The sequence below is a fragment of the Paraburkholderia acidipaludis NBRC 101816 genome, assembly GCF_000684975.1.
GTDB lineage: Bacteria > Pseudomonadota > Gammaproteobacteria > Burkholderiales > Burkholderiaceae > Paraburkholderia > Paraburkholderia acidipaludis.
The window spans coordinates 152,798-165,920 of record NZ_BAXZ01000007.1 but is presented as its reverse complement, the minus strand read 5'-3'; the positions used below and the strand labels follow the sequence as shown (position 1 = coordinate 165,920).

Here is a 13,123-nt window from a genome sequence, read left to right as displayed (position 1 = left end):
GTGCCGATGGGGCATTATCGCGAGGCTCGGGGTAATCCGAAATTGCCGGTTCTGCCCAAAGGCATTACCTTCAGGCATGACTTTCAATCTTCAGCAACTGCATGCCTTCGCCACGATCGTATCGGCCGGCAGCCTCGGGCGCGCGGCCGATACGCTGCACGTCACGCAGCCCGCGCTGAGCCGGGCGATCCGCCGGCTCGAAGACCAGGTGGGCGCGCCGCTCTTCGAACGCCATTCGCGCGGCATGCAGCTCACGGCCGTTGGCGATGCGCTGCTGCCGCACGCGATCCTCTTGCTGCGCGAGGCCGAGCAGACCCGCGAGGAAATCGACGCCATGCGCGGCCTCGCGCGCGGGACGATCCGCTGCGGCGCGGTGGGCAGCATTGCGAGCCATGTGTTGCCGCTCGCCGTGAGCGGTGTGCTGCAGAAGTGGCCCAAGCTGCGGGTGGAAATTATCGAAGGGGTGTGGGACCGTCTTGCCGACGCCCTGGTGCGCCGCGAGATCGACCTCGCGCTCAGCATGGCGGTGCCGGATACCGACGAGATCGCCGCGATCGGCGATTGTCGCTGGGAGGATCTGAGTTATGTCGTGGCGGCGCTCGATCATCCGTTGCGCCGCAAGCCGGGCCTCACGCTGGCCGACACGCTCGACGAACAATGGGCAATCCCGCCGCGCGGCACGGCGCCCTTCGAGCACATGCAGCAGGTGTTCGCGGAACAGGGCCTGGGCTTGCCGAACGTGGTGGTCGAGACGCGCTCGATCACCGTGCTGAAGAGCCTCGTGGCGAGTTCGCGCTTCCTGAGCTGGATGGCGACGCCCATGTACGCGACGGAAAGCAAGGCGGGGGTGTTCGATACGCTCGAACTGCCGGGCGTGGAAGGGCGGCGCACGCTCACCGCCTTCCGGCGCCGGGACGGCATTCTGCCGAGCCCGGCGGTGAAGCTGCTGGAAGAGCTGCGGCGGTTGACGGCGGCGGGGCAGTCAACGGGGCCGGCCCCGCGTGACCAGTGAGGCTCAGCCTCGCGGCCAGAGCGTCTTGCCCCAGAACGTGAGCGTGCGATCCCAGGCCAGTTGCGCCCAGACCGGGTCGTACTGCGTGGCGGCGATGCGGCTCGGGCCCACGGCGGTCTCGTTGGCGAACGCGTGGTGCGCGAGATAGCGGTGGAACTCGACATCGACCTTGGCTTCGAGCAGCTTCGTTTCCAGCGCGTCGACGCCTTCGGTCTTGAAGAACTGGTCCTGCGTGGCCCAGTGACCGAGCACCGGCGCGGTGATCTTCGTGGCGTCGATGTATTCGAGCGGCGGGAAGCCGTACCACACCACCACACCCGCGAGGCCGGGGATCTGGCTTGCGGCCAGCAGCGTCAGGGCGCCGCCCATGCAGTAGCCGCTCACGCCGACGCGGTCGGTCAAGGTCTTCAGGTAGTCCACGGCGCCGCGCACGTCCTGCGAGGCAGCGTCGGCGAAGTCGAGCGCGTTCATCAGGTGGCTTGCTTCCTCTTCCTCGACCGTGGATTTGCCGCGGTAGAGATCGGGAACCAGCGCGAGGTAGCCCGACTGGGCGAGGCGGTCGGCCACGCCGCGGATCTGGTCGTTCAATCCCCACCACTCCTGGATCACGACGATGGCCGGCGCGCCCTCGGCCTTCTCGGGGCGGGCGAGATAGCCCTGCAGCGTCTGGCCGTCGGGGCGGGTGAAGGTGATCATGGATCCGGCGGGCTGTTTCATGGCGATTCCTCTAGCGGTCGGTCGTGGCCCGGTTGGGCGAAAGCCGTAGCATAGCGTTTGCGCCGCGGCTTTGCCGTGTCGGGCCGAGAGAATCGCGCCGCGTGTCAGGTGCCGGTCTTGCGCCCTTCGCGCATCAGTTCGACGTAGCGCCGCGCGGCGAGCCCGAGCGGGCGCTCCGTCGACCAGACGATGTCGGCCCAGAGGCGGATTTCGTTGCTCATGTTCTCGAGCACGATCTCCACGAGCGCGCCCGTGGCGAGCAGCGGCAGCACGAGCGCGCGCGGCAGGTAAGCCCAGCCGAGCCCGGCCTGGACGAGGCCCAGCGTGGCGAGATGGCTGTCCGTGCGCCACGTGGTGCGCGATACGAGCGTGGGGTTGTTGAGCCGGCTGTCCGCATGACTCGCGACGGCGATCTGCCGGCCCGCGATCAGGTCTTCGTGGCTCACGCAGCTCTGGTCGGGCTGATAGAGCGGGTGATCGGGCGACACCACGGCCACCAGCAATTCGCTGCTCAGTTCCTGAAAGCCCTCGCGCGCATCGAGACCGGGCCGCTCGAACACCAGCGCGAGCTGCACGGCGCCCTCGTGGAGCATGCGCATGGCGTGCGTTTGCGGCGCCGATACGATGTTCACCTCCAGCGCGGGAAACTCGTGAGCCAGCGTCTGCAGCGGCGTGCTCCACGGCGCGGCCAGCAGTTCCGGCGCCACGGCGATGGCGAGCGTCTTTTCCAGCCCGGCGTGCAGCGCGAGCGCGTGCACGTCGAGTTGCCTCAGTTGCAGCGCGATCTGGCGCGCGCGCGGCTCCAGCGCGCGGGCAGCGGCCGTGGGGACGGGCTCGCGGCCCGTGCGCTCGAACAGCACGAGGTCGAGCGCGGCTTCGAGGTTCGCGATCGTCATGCTCACCGCGGAAGGCACTTTGCCCAGCGCGCGGGCTGCCGCCGAGAACGACCCGTGATCGAGCACGGCAAGAAAGACGGCCACATTGTCCGAGTGGAAGCTCATTGCCAACCCTTCAGTTTTTTTGAAAGAAGCTGACTGGTTGTATCAGATTTCCCGTGAGAGGATCAAGGCCGTTCCGACTCGCGCAGGAGGCGCCATGCAAGGTCTCAAACGCCGCATCGTCTATGTCACCGTGTTCGAGGGTCTCGCCATCCTCGTGACGGGCACGAGCTTCGCTTCGATCGCCGGGAGCGGTTTTAACCGGGCGGCGGTGGCGGCGGTGCTCTCGTCGGTGATCGCTACGGCGTGGAACTTCGTCTACAACACGATGTTCGAGCGCTGGGAAGCGCGGCAGACGAAGCGCGGCCGGAGTGTGGTGCGGCGTATCGCGCATGCGGTGGGCTTCGAAGGCGGCCTCGTGCTGATGCTCGTGCCCATGTTCGCGTGGATGCTGCGCATTACGCTGGTCGAGGCTTTCGTCATGGATATCGGCTTGACGGTGTTCTTCCTCGTCTACGCCTACCTCTATAACCTCGGTTTCGATTATCTGTTCGGCCTGCCCGCGTCGGCGCTGCCGGCGGCGCCGTGCGAACCCTGAAGCTCCGAGCGGGCATGCGCTTTGCTGCCCGGTTTTCCGGGTCAAACCAGAACAGGGAGAGCACCATGATGACCGCAAAGGCAGCAAAGCTGGCTGCGGCGACGCTGCTCGCCTCGACGTTGGGCGCCGCAGGCCTCGTGCATGCGCAAGGCGCGCCACAGTCGATCGCCGTGCAGCGCGTCGCCACCGTTCAGTCGGGCACGGGCTACCGCGCCTCGAAGCTCGATGGCGCCGACGTGTACGACACGAGCGGCACGAAGATCGGCACCGTGGACGACATCGTTCTCGTGCCGCCCGACCAGGGGGCGTTCGCCATTCTCTCGGTGGGCGGGTTCCTCGGCATGGGCAAGCACCTTGTTGCGGTGCCGTTCAACGAATTGCAGATCAGCAGCCGGCAGATCGTTCTGCAGGCGGACAAGTCCACGCTCAAGTCGATGCCCGAATTCCACTACGCTAACGACTAGCGGACCTCGCGAGGTCCGGACGACGGGTTACCGCTTGCGCCTGGGCGCCGTGTCTTCGGGCTCGGTCATCGCCGTCGCGTAGCGGCCGACGGCTTTCGCGATTCGCTCCGAAAGCGCCGGATCACGGACGGCGCGCGCCAGCGTCACGCCGCCCGAGAGCAGCGCGAGGAATGCGATTGCACGGTCGTCGCGGCCGGCGGCGGGCAGATCGTCGAGTCCCGCCGACACTTCACCCACGAGGCGCAGCAGTTCCTCTTCGTAGGCGGTGCGCGTTTCGTCGTCGGCGCGCATCACTTCCGGCGAGAGGCTCGGCAACGCGCAGCTCTCGCCGAGCTTGCAGGTGCGCCGCGGCCCCAGGTAGAAGTCGATGAACGGCCGTCGCCAGCGCGTGCCGTGGGCGGCCCGCAATGACGCTACGCCATCCCTCAGCTGCCCGATTCCCGCGAGCACGACGTTGCGGAACGCCTCGCTCTTCGATTTGAAATGTCCGTAGAACGCGCCGTTGGTCACGCCAGCGGCTTTTGTCAGCGGACCGATACCCGAACCGCCGTAGCCCTCCTCGCGGAACAGCCGGCTGGCGGCTTCGAGAATGCGGGCGCGGGTCTCGTTCTTGTGCTCGGCGGAATAACGCATGGACGGCCTCTTTCGGAGTGATCACTCTTTATCTTGCATAAAGAGTGATTGGTATCTATTCTATAGAGAGTGATCAGTATTTATATCACGACCTGAGTTCCCGTTGGCTTACTCACTTACCGGAAGAGGAATTGCCATGCCGATTACGTTGACCGTAGCCGAGGGTTTGCTCGCACCCGCAGCCGAAGCCCGGGTGTTTGCCGCATTGACCGAAGCTCTGCTGGAAATCGAGCAACTGGAGGGGAATGCATTCATGGAGCCGAACGTGGTCGGCACGCTGAACGCGGTGCCGCCCGGACGTGTGTTTGCGGGCGGCAAGGCGGGCGCGGCGGCTTTCGTCGAGCTCAAGCTGCCTGCCGTGGCGCTGGCGACGCCCGAGGCGAAGCAGCGCTTCGTCGAACGAGCGACGGAGGTGGTCGAGCGGGCGGCGGAAGGGCGGCTCGCGCGCGACCGTATCTGGGTCAATGTGGTCTATGCGGCGGATGGCGCATGGGGCATCGCGGGGCGCGCCTATGACAATGCGGGATTGGCCGGTGCGATAGGTGCTGCGGCCGGAAAGAGCAAGGCAGGTTCCGGGGCGGCATGACCAAGGCGATCGTACTGGACGCGAATATCCCCTGATCCGTGCCGTTCTTGGGGGGCAGTTCACAAAAGCGGGCTTTTGAATTTAGCGGCCCATCAAGGATTCGTCGCCCCCGTTTGCGTGCGGCTCGCCTCTTGCGCGGTCGCACCCATCGGCGCGCTGGCCGCCGCGTTCGCGCTCGGGTCCGCGCGGTCGGGATGCAGCGGTTCGTGCATCACGCCGGTCCATCCGCCGCCCAGGTCGCCAATCAGCGATATCGAGTCGAGCAGCCGTGACTGCTGCACGCTCAGCGCCGATTGCTGATCGGTCAGCTGCGTCGCCTGCGCCGTCGCGACGGTCGTGTAGTCGACGGTGCCCGCTTCGTATTCGTTCTGCGCGATCTCCGTGCCGTGGATGGCATCGCGCACGGCGGCGTCCAACGCTTCGGACTGCTGCGCGAGGATGCGCAGGCCGGAAAGATCGTTCTCCACGTTCTGGAACGCGGAGAGCACCGTGCCGCGATAGTTGGCGACGGCCGCGTCATAGCTCGCGCGTGCCGCAGCCACTTCGCCGCTGCGTTCGCCGCCGTCGAAGATCGTTTCCGAGGCGCTCGCGCCGAGCGACCACACGTAATTGCTGATGTGCAGAAGCCCCGAAAGCGGCGACTGCGTGAAGCCGTCGAGCGCGGAAAGCGAGATCGACGGATAGTAGGCCGCTACCGCCACGCCGATCGCCGCGTTCGCGGAGGCCATCTGCCGCTCGGCCGTGGCGACGTCCGGGCGGCGCTGCAGGATCGTGGAGGGCACGCCCGCCGGGATCGTCGGCAAGGCCGGCAGACGCTCGCTGTGAGGGATGGCCATGTCCTCGGGATTGCGGCCGACCAGCACCGCGATCGCGTGCTCGTATTGCGCGCGCGAAACGCCGAGCGCGATCAGGCTGGCCTGCACGCTTTCCAGCTGCGTGCGCGCCGAAACGAGATCGGACGGCGCGACGGTGCCCGCCTGATCCTGGTCGGCCACGACGCGCAGGAACTTCTTGTAGGCCTCGACCGTGTTCGTGAGCAGGTCGATGTCGGCGTCGGTCGTGCGCAGGTCGATCACGGCGTTGGCGAGCGCGATCTGCTCGGAGAGCGTGGCGTTGGCGAGCGTCGCCTCGCTGGCCTGCGCCGTCGCCGAGCTTTCCTCGACCTGGCGCCGCACCTGGCCCCAGACATCCAGATCCCAGCTGGCGCTCCCTTCGAGCGTGCCGGCATTGACGACGCGCGCACCCGTGTTGAAGCCGCTCACGCCGCTGAGCGATCCCGTGGAAGCGCGCTCGCGCGTGGCGGAGCCGTTGATGCCGAGCGTCGGGAAGAGGCTCGCGCGGGCCACGCGCACTTCGGCAATCGCCTCCTGGTAGTTCGCGTAGTCCTGCTTCACGGTCTGGTTCGAGACCGCGACGAGCGGTTCCAGCTCGTCGAGCATCGGGTCGTTGAACGCCGTCCACCAGTCGCCCTTCGGGCCCGCGGCGTTGGGCTCGGCCTGGGTCCAGCCCGGCAGTTCCTTCCACGTAGCGGGCACGGCGACCTGCGGGCGGTGATAGTCGGGGCCGACCATGCAGCCGCTCGCGAGCAGCGTGACCGACACGGCGAAAGCGAGAGGAAGGAGGCGCAGCGCGGTGCGTGCGCGGGGAAAGGCGGGGGGTGTCCGCATGCGGGATGTCTTCGTCATGATGCGCTCTCATCGGCCTGGCGGTTCCAGGGCAGGTTTCGCGCCCAGCGCGCGAGCCGCGCGCGCAGGCCGTCGAGGAACAGGTAAATCACGGGCGTGGTGTACAGCGTAAAGATCTGGGAGAGGAGCAGGCCGCCCATCACGGTCACGCCCAGCGGCTGGCGCAGCGAGGCGCCCTGGCCGAGCGCGAGCACGAGCGGCACGGCGCCCAGCACGGCGGCGGCGGTGGTCATCATGATCGGGCGCAGCCGCACCACGGCCGCCTCGTGGATGGCGCGGCGCGCCTCCATGCCCTCGTTGCGCTGGAGCTGGATGGCCACGTCCACCATCATGATGCCGTTCTTCTTGACGATACCGATCAGCAGAATGATGCCGATCATGGCGATCACCGAGAACGGCGTGCCGAAGATCAGCATCGCGAGCACGGCGCCAATGCCGGCCGAAGGCAGCGTCGAAAGAATCGTGAGCGGGTGGATGGTGTTCTCGTACAGCACGCCCAGCACGATGTACACCACCGCGAGCGCCGCAAGGATCAGGAGCGGCACGGTGCCCATCGACTGCGCGTAGGCTTGCGCCGCGCCCGCGAACGAACCGTGCACCGAAGCGGGCATGCCGATGTCGCTCTGGGCTTTCTCGATGGTCGCGGCCGCCACGCTGAGCGACCCGTTGGCGGGCAGGTTGAACGAGACCGTGCCGGCCACCATGCCGCTCTGGTGGTTCACCTGGGTGGCGGTGTGGCCCGTCGTCCAGTTCATCATGCCGAGGAGCGGCACCATGGTTTCGGCCGCGGTACTGTCCGCACTGCCGCTCGAGCTGCCGCCCTTGCTGTTCGAGATGCTGTTGGTGAGCTGGTTGGCCTCGGCGTTCGCGTTCAGCGCGTTCGTGCTGCTCGACGTGCTCGACGTCGTGCCGACCGCCACCGGCGTCGTGACGCCCGTGACCAGGCTGCCCGACATCTGCGTCTGCTCCGTGCCGCTCGCGTTGCCGGCCGCGGCGGAGAGCCAGATCTGGTTGAACGACTGCGGGTACTGCCAGTACTGCGGCGCGACTTCCATCACGACGAAGTACTGGTTGAGCGGGTTGTAGATCGTCGAGACCGTGCGCTGGCCGAAAGCGTCGTAGAGCACGCTGTCGATCTGGTTCGGATCGAAGCTGTAGCGCTTGGCCGTCGTGCGGCTCAGCGTGACGTAGGTCTGCAGGCCATTCTGCTGGAGGTCCGAGTTTACGTCGGTCAACTGGCCGTGATATTTGCCCAGCTCGGTGACGAGCCTCGGCACCCACTTGAAGAGCGCGTCGGCGTCCTCGCTCGTGAGCGTGTACTGGTACTCCGCCGCCGACTGCCGCCCGCCGATATGCAGATCTTGCTGCGCCTGCAGGAAGAGACGCGCGCCGGAGACGGCATTGAGCTTGGGCCTCAACCGGTTGACGACCTCGGTGGCCGAAAGGCGGCGTTGCGCGAGCGGCTTGAGCTCGACGAACACGTTCGCCGTGTTGAGCGCGCGGCCGCCCGTGAAGCCCGCCACCGAGGCGACGGCCGGGTCCTTCTGCACGATCTCCTGCAATTGCGCGAGCTTCTTCTCCATCGCCGTGAACGAGATGCTCTGGTCGGCGATGATCTGGCCGATCAGGATGCCCGTGTCCTGCTCCGGGAAGAACGTGCCGGGCAACAGCCGCGCGAGGAACACGTTGCCGAACAGCAGGGCGAACAGCACGAGGATGACGAGTACCTTGTGATTGAGCGCGACGTCGAGCGAGCGCGAGTAGGCGTTCTTGAAGCGCTCGAACTGCGACTCGATCCACACGGCCCAGCGCGCCGACGACTGCCTGGCCTGCCCGCGCGCGAGCACGTAGGCGCACATCGTGGGCGTGATCGTGAGCGAGACCACGAGCGAGATGACGATCGCGATGGAAAGCGTGACCGCGAATTCGTGGAACAGCAGGCCGACGATGCCGGGCATCAGCAGGATCGGCAGGAACACGGCAATGAGCGAAAGGCTCATCGAAACCACGGTGAAGCCCACTTCGCCGGCCCCGCGCATCGCGGCGTCCTTCGGGGCCATGCCGGCTTCGATGTGGCGCACGATGTTCTCCAGCACGACCACGGCGTCGTCGACCACGAAACCCGTGCCGATGGTGAGCGCCATCAGCGAGAGATTGTCGATGCTGTAGCCCATCAGATACATCGGGCCGAAGGTGCCGATGATCGAGAGCGGCAGCGCGACGGCCGGGATCAGCGTGGCGCGCGGCGAGAGCAGGAACACGAACACCACGCCGATCACGAGCAGCACCGCGATGAACAGCGTGCGCTCGGTGTCGTCCACCGAGGCCTTCACCGACTCGGAGCGGTCGATGGCGACATGCACCTTGATCGACGAGGGCAGGGCGGCCTCGATGGACGGCAGCCGGTCCTTGATCTGCTGCACGGTCTGCACGATGTTGCTGCTCGGCATCGGGTAGACGATCACGAGCACGGCGGACTTGCCGTTGTAGAGGCCCGCGTTGCGGATGTTCTCGTTCGAGTCGATCACGCTGGCCACGTCGCGCAGCAGGACGGCCGCGCCGTTGCGGTAGGCCACCACGATGTCGCGGTACGGCGCGGCCTTGGTGATCTGGTCGTTCGAGGTCACTTCGTAGCGCTGGTCGCCCTGATCGATGTGGCCTTTCGCGCTGTCCGCGTTGGCCGCACCGATGGCCGCGCGCACGTCCTCCAGACCGATGCCGTAGTTGTTGAGCTTGCCCGGCTGCAGTTCCACGCGCACCGAAGGCAGCGCGCCGCCGCCGAGCGTGATTTCGCCCACCCCGTCCACCTGCGAGAGCTGCTGCTGGATGACCGAGTCGGCGGAGTCGTAGAGCTGCGCCTTCGTGAGCGTGTCCGAGGTGAGCGCGAGCACCATGATCGGCGAACTCGCCGGGTTGTACTGGCGGTACGTGGGGTTGCTGCGCAGCGTCGTGGGCAGGTCGGCGCGCGCGGCCTGGATCGCCGCTTCCACGTCGCGCGCGGCGCCGTTGATGTCGCGGTTCAGGCCGAACTGGATCACGATCATCGACGAACCCACCGAGTTGGTCGACGTGAGCTCGTTGACGTCCGCGATCGTGCCGAGCCGCCGCTCGAGCGGCTCGGCCACGGTGGATGCCATGATCTCGGGGCTCGCGCCCGCCATGGTCGCCTGGACGACGATCACCGGAAAGGCGATGTTGGGCAGCGGCGCGACCGGCAGCTGGAAGAACGCCAGCATGCCCGAGATCAGGATCGCGACCGCGAGGAGCGAGGTCGCGACCGGCCGCCGGATGAAGAGCGCCGAAAGATTCACGAGGTGCCCTCGGGTGCGTTCGGCGTGCCTGCGCCGGCGCCGGGCACGCCTTCGTCATCGCCCGGGTGCGGCTGGCCGTGGCTCGGCTTGCGGCCGAAGCGTTGCGCGAGACGGTCGAAGAACAGATAGATCACGGGCGTCGTGAAGAGCGTAAGCACCTGGGAAAGCGTGAGGCCGCCGATGATCGCGAGGCCGAGCGGGCGGCGCAGCTCCGAGCCCGTGCCGGAGCCGAGCAGCATGGGCAGCGCGCCGAGCATGGCCGCGAGCGTCGTCATCAGGATCGGGCGGAAGCGCAAGAGCGACGCCTCGAAGATCGCCTCGCGCGGCGGCTTGCCGTGCACGCGCTCGGCCTCCAGCGCGAAGTCCACCATCATGATGGCGTTCTTCTTGACGATGCCGATCAGCAGCACGATGCCGATGATGCCGATCACGTCGAGGTCGCTGCCCGCGATCATCAGCGCCACCAGCGCGCCGATGCCGGCGGAGGGCAGCGTGGAGAGGATCGTCACCGGATGCACGTAGCTCTCGTACAGCACGCCGAGCACGATGTAGACGGCCACGAGCGCGGCGATCAGCAGGTACACCTCGCTCGAGAGCGAGTCCTCGAACGCGGCGGCCGCACCCTGGAACGACGAGGTGATCGACGGCGGCAGCTTGATAGCGGCCTCGGCCTTGCGGATGTCGCTCATGGCGGCGGAGAGCGAGGCGTCCTTCGCGAGGTTGAACGAGATCGTGACGGCCGGGAACTGCGCGAGGTGGCTCAGCATCAGCGGCGAGTGCGTGATGCGGATGGTCGCGATGCCCTTGAGCGGCACCTGGCCCGCGCTGCTCGTCTGGCTCGGCAGATAGATGTCGCCGATCGAATCGACGGTCGGTATGGTCTCGGGCTTGGCGACGAGAATCACGCGGTACTGGTCCGACTGCTCGAAGATCGTCGAGACGATGCGCTGGCCGAGCGCGTCGTAGAGCGCGTTGTCGATGGTCGCCGCCGTGATGCCGTAGCGCGCCGCGAGCTGGCGGTTCACTTCGACGTCCACGGAGAGGCCCTCGGAGTTCAGGTCGCTCGTGACGTCCGTGATCGACGGGATCTGCCTCATGCGCGCGATGAGCGCGGGCACGTACTGGTTGAACGCCGCCTGGTTCGGGCCGCGCAGCACGAAGTTGTACTGATTGCGCGAGATCGTCGTGTCGAGCGTGAGATCCTGCTCGGGCTGGATGTAGAGCCGGATGCCCGCCACCTTCGCCGTTTCCTGCTGGATGCGCCGGCCGATTTCCTCGGCGGTTTCGGAGCGGTCGTCGCGCGGCTTCAGGTTGATCAGGAAGCGGCCGTTGTTGAGCGTGTTGTTCACGCCGTCGATGCCCACGTATGAAGTGAGCGAGACGACGTCCGGATCCTTCAGGATGGCCTCGGCGAGATCGGACTGGTGCCGCACCATGGCCGAGTACGACACCGAATTGTCGGCCACGCTGATGCCCTGGAGCACGCCCACGTCCTGCACGGGGAAGAGGCCCTTCGGAATCACGACGTAGAGCACGAGCGTCAGCACGATCGTGCCCACCGCGACGAAGAGCGTGAGCGTCTGATGGTCCAGCACCCAGCGCAGGCCGCGCTCGTACGCGTTGAGCGTCTTGTCGAAAAGCCCTTCGCTGATGCGCTCGAAGCGGCTGGGATGGCGCTGGGCCTGGGCGCGCAGGATGCGCGCGCACATCATCGGCACGACCGTGAGCGAGACGACCGCGGAGAGCACGATGGTCACCGCGAGCGTGACGGCGAACTCGCTGAAGAGCCGGCCGATCACGCCGCCCATGAAGAGCAGCGGGATCAGCACGGCGATGAGCGAAATGGTCAGCGAGAGAATCGTGAAGCCGATCTGGCCGGCGCCTTTCAACGCGGCCTGCAGCGGCTTTTCCCCCTCCTCGAGGTAGCGCACGATGTTCTCGATCATCACGATCGAGTCGTCCACCACGAAGCCTGTGGCGATGATGAGCGCCATGAGCGAGAGGTTGTCGATCGAGTAATTGAGCTCGTACATCAGCGCGAGCGTGCCGATCAGCGAGACCGGCACCGAGATGCTCGGGATGATGGTGGCCGGCACGTTGCGCAGGAATACGAAGATCACCGCGACCACGAGCGCGACGGCGAGCACGAGCTCGAACGCCGCGTCCTTCACCGAGGCCTGGATCACGCCCACGCTGTTCGAGACGACCGTGACCTGCATGCCGGCCGGCAGCGTCGCTTCGAGCTGCGGCAGCTGCTTCATGATCTGGTTGACCGTGGCGATCACGTTCGCGCCCGGCTGCCGCTGCACGTTCAGCACGATCGCGGGCGCGTGGTTGTACCAGGCGCCGCGTTCCACGTCCTGCGCCGCCGAACTCACCTTCGCCACGTCGCGCATGAACACCGGCGCGCCGTTCTGGTATGCGATCACGGTGTTCAGGTAGTCGTTCGGGTCCGAGATCTGGTCGTTCGAATTGATCGTGTAGTCGAGGTCGGGGCCGTCGAAGTTGCCCTTCGGCTGGCTCACGTTCACGTTGGCGAGCAGCGTGCGCAGGTCGTCCAGGTTCAGGCCGTAGGCGGCCAGCTTCTGCGGGTCGGCCTCCACGCGCACGGCCGGCACGTTGCCGCCCGCCGTGCTGACGAGACCCACGCCCTGCACTTCGGAAATCTTCGTGGCGAGGCGGTTGTTGGCCGCGTCCTGCAGCTGCGTGAGCGACATCGACTTCGACGTGACCGCGAGCGTGAGAATCGGCTGGTCCGCCGGGTTGACCTTCGCATACGTCGGCGGGGCGGGCAGGCCGCTCGGCAGGTAGCTGTTGGCCGCGTTGATGGCCTGCTGCACGTTCTGCTCGGCGACGTCGAGGTTCAGCGAGAGGTCGAACTGCAGCGTGATGATCGACGCGCCTTCCGAGCTGTACGAGACCATCTGCTGGAGGCCCGGGATCTCGCCCAGCTGCACCTCCAGCGGCGCGGTGACCGTGGTGGCCATCACGTCGGGGCTCGCGCCCGGGTAGAAGGTCTGCACCTGGATGGTCGGGTAGTCGACCGAAGGCAGCGACGAGACCGGCAGGAACTTCATCGCGACAAGGCCGACCAGCACCATCGCGATCATCAGCAGCGAGGTCGCGACCGGCCTAAGAATGAACAGGCGGGAAATATTCATCGGCACCGGGTCCGCAGC

The 13,123-nt window shown here is 66.8% G+C and carries 10 protein-coding genes; 4 read left to right on the top strand and 6 right to left on the bottom strand.

All coding sequences use genetic code 11. The features are described from left to right. Positions 1-76: 76 nt before the first annotated feature. Positions 77-1,012 (top strand): LysR family transcriptional regulator, encoded by a 936-nt coding sequence (locus BAC01S_RS11120; RefSeq protein WP_027794830.1) that lies wholly within the window; start codon positions 77-79, stop codon positions 1,010-1,012. A 3-nt stretch (positions 1,013-1,015) separates the two neighbouring features. Here BAC01S_RS11120 and BAC01S_RS11115 read toward each other — a convergent pair whose 3' ends face one another. Then, complete coding sequence (locus tag BAC01S_RS11115; RefSeq protein ID WP_027794829.1) at positions 1,016-1,729, bottom strand: dienelactone hydrolase family protein; 714 nt, start codon at positions 1,727-1,729, stop codon at positions 1,016-1,018. A 104-nt stretch (positions 1,730-1,833) separates the two neighbouring features. After that, on the bottom strand, positions 1,834-2,730 hold the full coding sequence (locus BAC01S_RS11110; RefSeq protein WP_027794828.1) for a LysR family transcriptional regulator: 897 nt from the start codon (positions 2,728-2,730) through the stop codon (positions 1,834-1,836). Between the two features lie 94 nt (positions 2,731-2,824). On the opposite strand from BAC01S_RS11110, the gene BAC01S_RS11105 reads away from it, so the two are divergent. Then, positions 2,825-3,265 (top strand): PACE efflux transporter, encoded by a 441-nt coding sequence (locus BAC01S_RS11105; RefSeq protein WP_027794827.1) that lies wholly within the window; start codon positions 2,825-2,827, stop codon positions 3,263-3,265. Between the two features lie 65 nt (positions 3,266-3,330). After that, complete coding sequence (locus tag BAC01S_RS11100) at positions 3,331-3,729, top strand: PRC-barrel domain-containing protein (RefSeq protein ID WP_027794826.1); 399 nt, start codon at positions 3,331-3,333, stop codon at positions 3,727-3,729. Between the two features lie 27 nt (positions 3,730-3,756). Here BAC01S_RS11100 and BAC01S_RS11095 read toward each other — a convergent pair whose 3' ends face one another. Then, positions 3,757-4,362 carry a TetR/AcrR family transcriptional regulator gene (locus tag BAC01S_RS11095; protein ID WP_027794825.1) on the bottom strand — a complete coding sequence of 202 codons (606 nt, stop codon included), beginning with the start codon at positions 4,360-4,362 and terminating at the stop codon, positions 3,757-3,759. Positions 4,363-4,498: 136 nt separating this feature from the next. Here BAC01S_RS11095 and BAC01S_RS11090 point away from each other — a divergent pair, with 136 nt between their 5' ends. Next, entirely contained in the window at positions 4,499-4,948 is a 450-nt protein-coding gene (locus BAC01S_RS11090; RefSeq protein ID WP_027794824.1) for a tautomerase family protein, read from the top strand. 92 nt (positions 4,949-5,040) lie between these two features. Here the strand turns inward: BAC01S_RS11090 and BAC01S_RS31015 are convergent, their stop codons facing one another. From BAC01S_RS31015 to BAC01S_RS31010, 3 genes are read right to left on the bottom strand one after another with little or no spacing between them, the layout of a single operon-like run. Next, positions 5,041-6,633, bottom strand: a complete 1,593-nt coding sequence (locus BAC01S_RS31015) for an efflux transporter outer membrane subunit (protein ID WP_407667919.1) — start codon at positions 6,631-6,633, stop codon at positions 5,041-5,043. Then, positions 6,630-9,944 carry an efflux RND transporter permease subunit gene (locus tag BAC01S_RS11080; RefSeq protein WP_027794823.1) on the bottom strand — a complete coding sequence of 1,105 codons (3,315 nt, stop codon included), beginning with the start codon at positions 9,942-9,944 and terminating at the stop codon, positions 6,630-6,632. Before BAC01S_RS11080 ends, BAC01S_RS31015 begins: the two co-directional genes overlap by 4 nt. Then, positions 9,941-13,105, bottom strand: coding sequence for an efflux RND transporter permease subunit (locus BAC01S_RS31010; RefSeq protein ID WP_043201904.1), 3,165 nt, complete (start codon positions 13,103-13,105; stop codon positions 9,941-9,943). Before BAC01S_RS31010 ends, BAC01S_RS11080 begins: the two co-directional genes overlap by 4 nt. Positions 13,106-13,123 lie beyond the last annotated feature (18 nt).

Coding starts and splice junctions, on each gene's coding strand:
- BAC01S_RS31015 (WP_407667919.1), bottom strand. CDS start 6,633: ATGACGAAGACATCCCGCATGCGGACACCCCCCGCCTTTCCCCGCGCA.
- BAC01S_RS11090 (WP_027794824.1), top strand. CDS start 4,499: ATGCCGATTACGTTGACCGTAGCCGAGGGTTTGCTCGCACCCGCAGCC.
- BAC01S_RS11115 (WP_027794829.1), bottom strand. CDS start 1,729: ATGAAACAGCCCGCCGGATCCATGATCACCTTCACCCGCCCCGACGGC.
- BAC01S_RS11120 (WP_027794830.1), top strand. CDS start 77: ATGACTTTCAATCTTCAGCAACTGCATGCCTTCGCCACGATCGTATCG.
- BAC01S_RS11100 (WP_027794826.1), top strand. CDS start 3,331: ATGATGACCGCAAAGGCAGCAAAGCTGGCTGCGGCGACGCTGCTCGCC.
- BAC01S_RS11105 (WP_027794827.1), top strand. CDS start 2,825: ATGCAAGGTCTCAAACGCCGCATCGTCTATGTCACCGTGTTCGAGGGT.
- BAC01S_RS11095 (WP_027794825.1), bottom strand. CDS start 4,362: ATGCGTTATTCCGCCGAGCACAAGAACGAGACCCGCGCCCGCATTCTC.
- BAC01S_RS31010 (WP_043201904.1), bottom strand. CDS start 13,105: ATGAATATTTCCCGCCTGTTCATTCTTAGGCCGGTCGCGACCTCGCTG.
- BAC01S_RS11110 (WP_027794828.1), bottom strand. CDS start 2,730: ATGAGCTTCCACTCGGACAATGTGGCCGTCTTTCTTGCCGTGCTCGAT.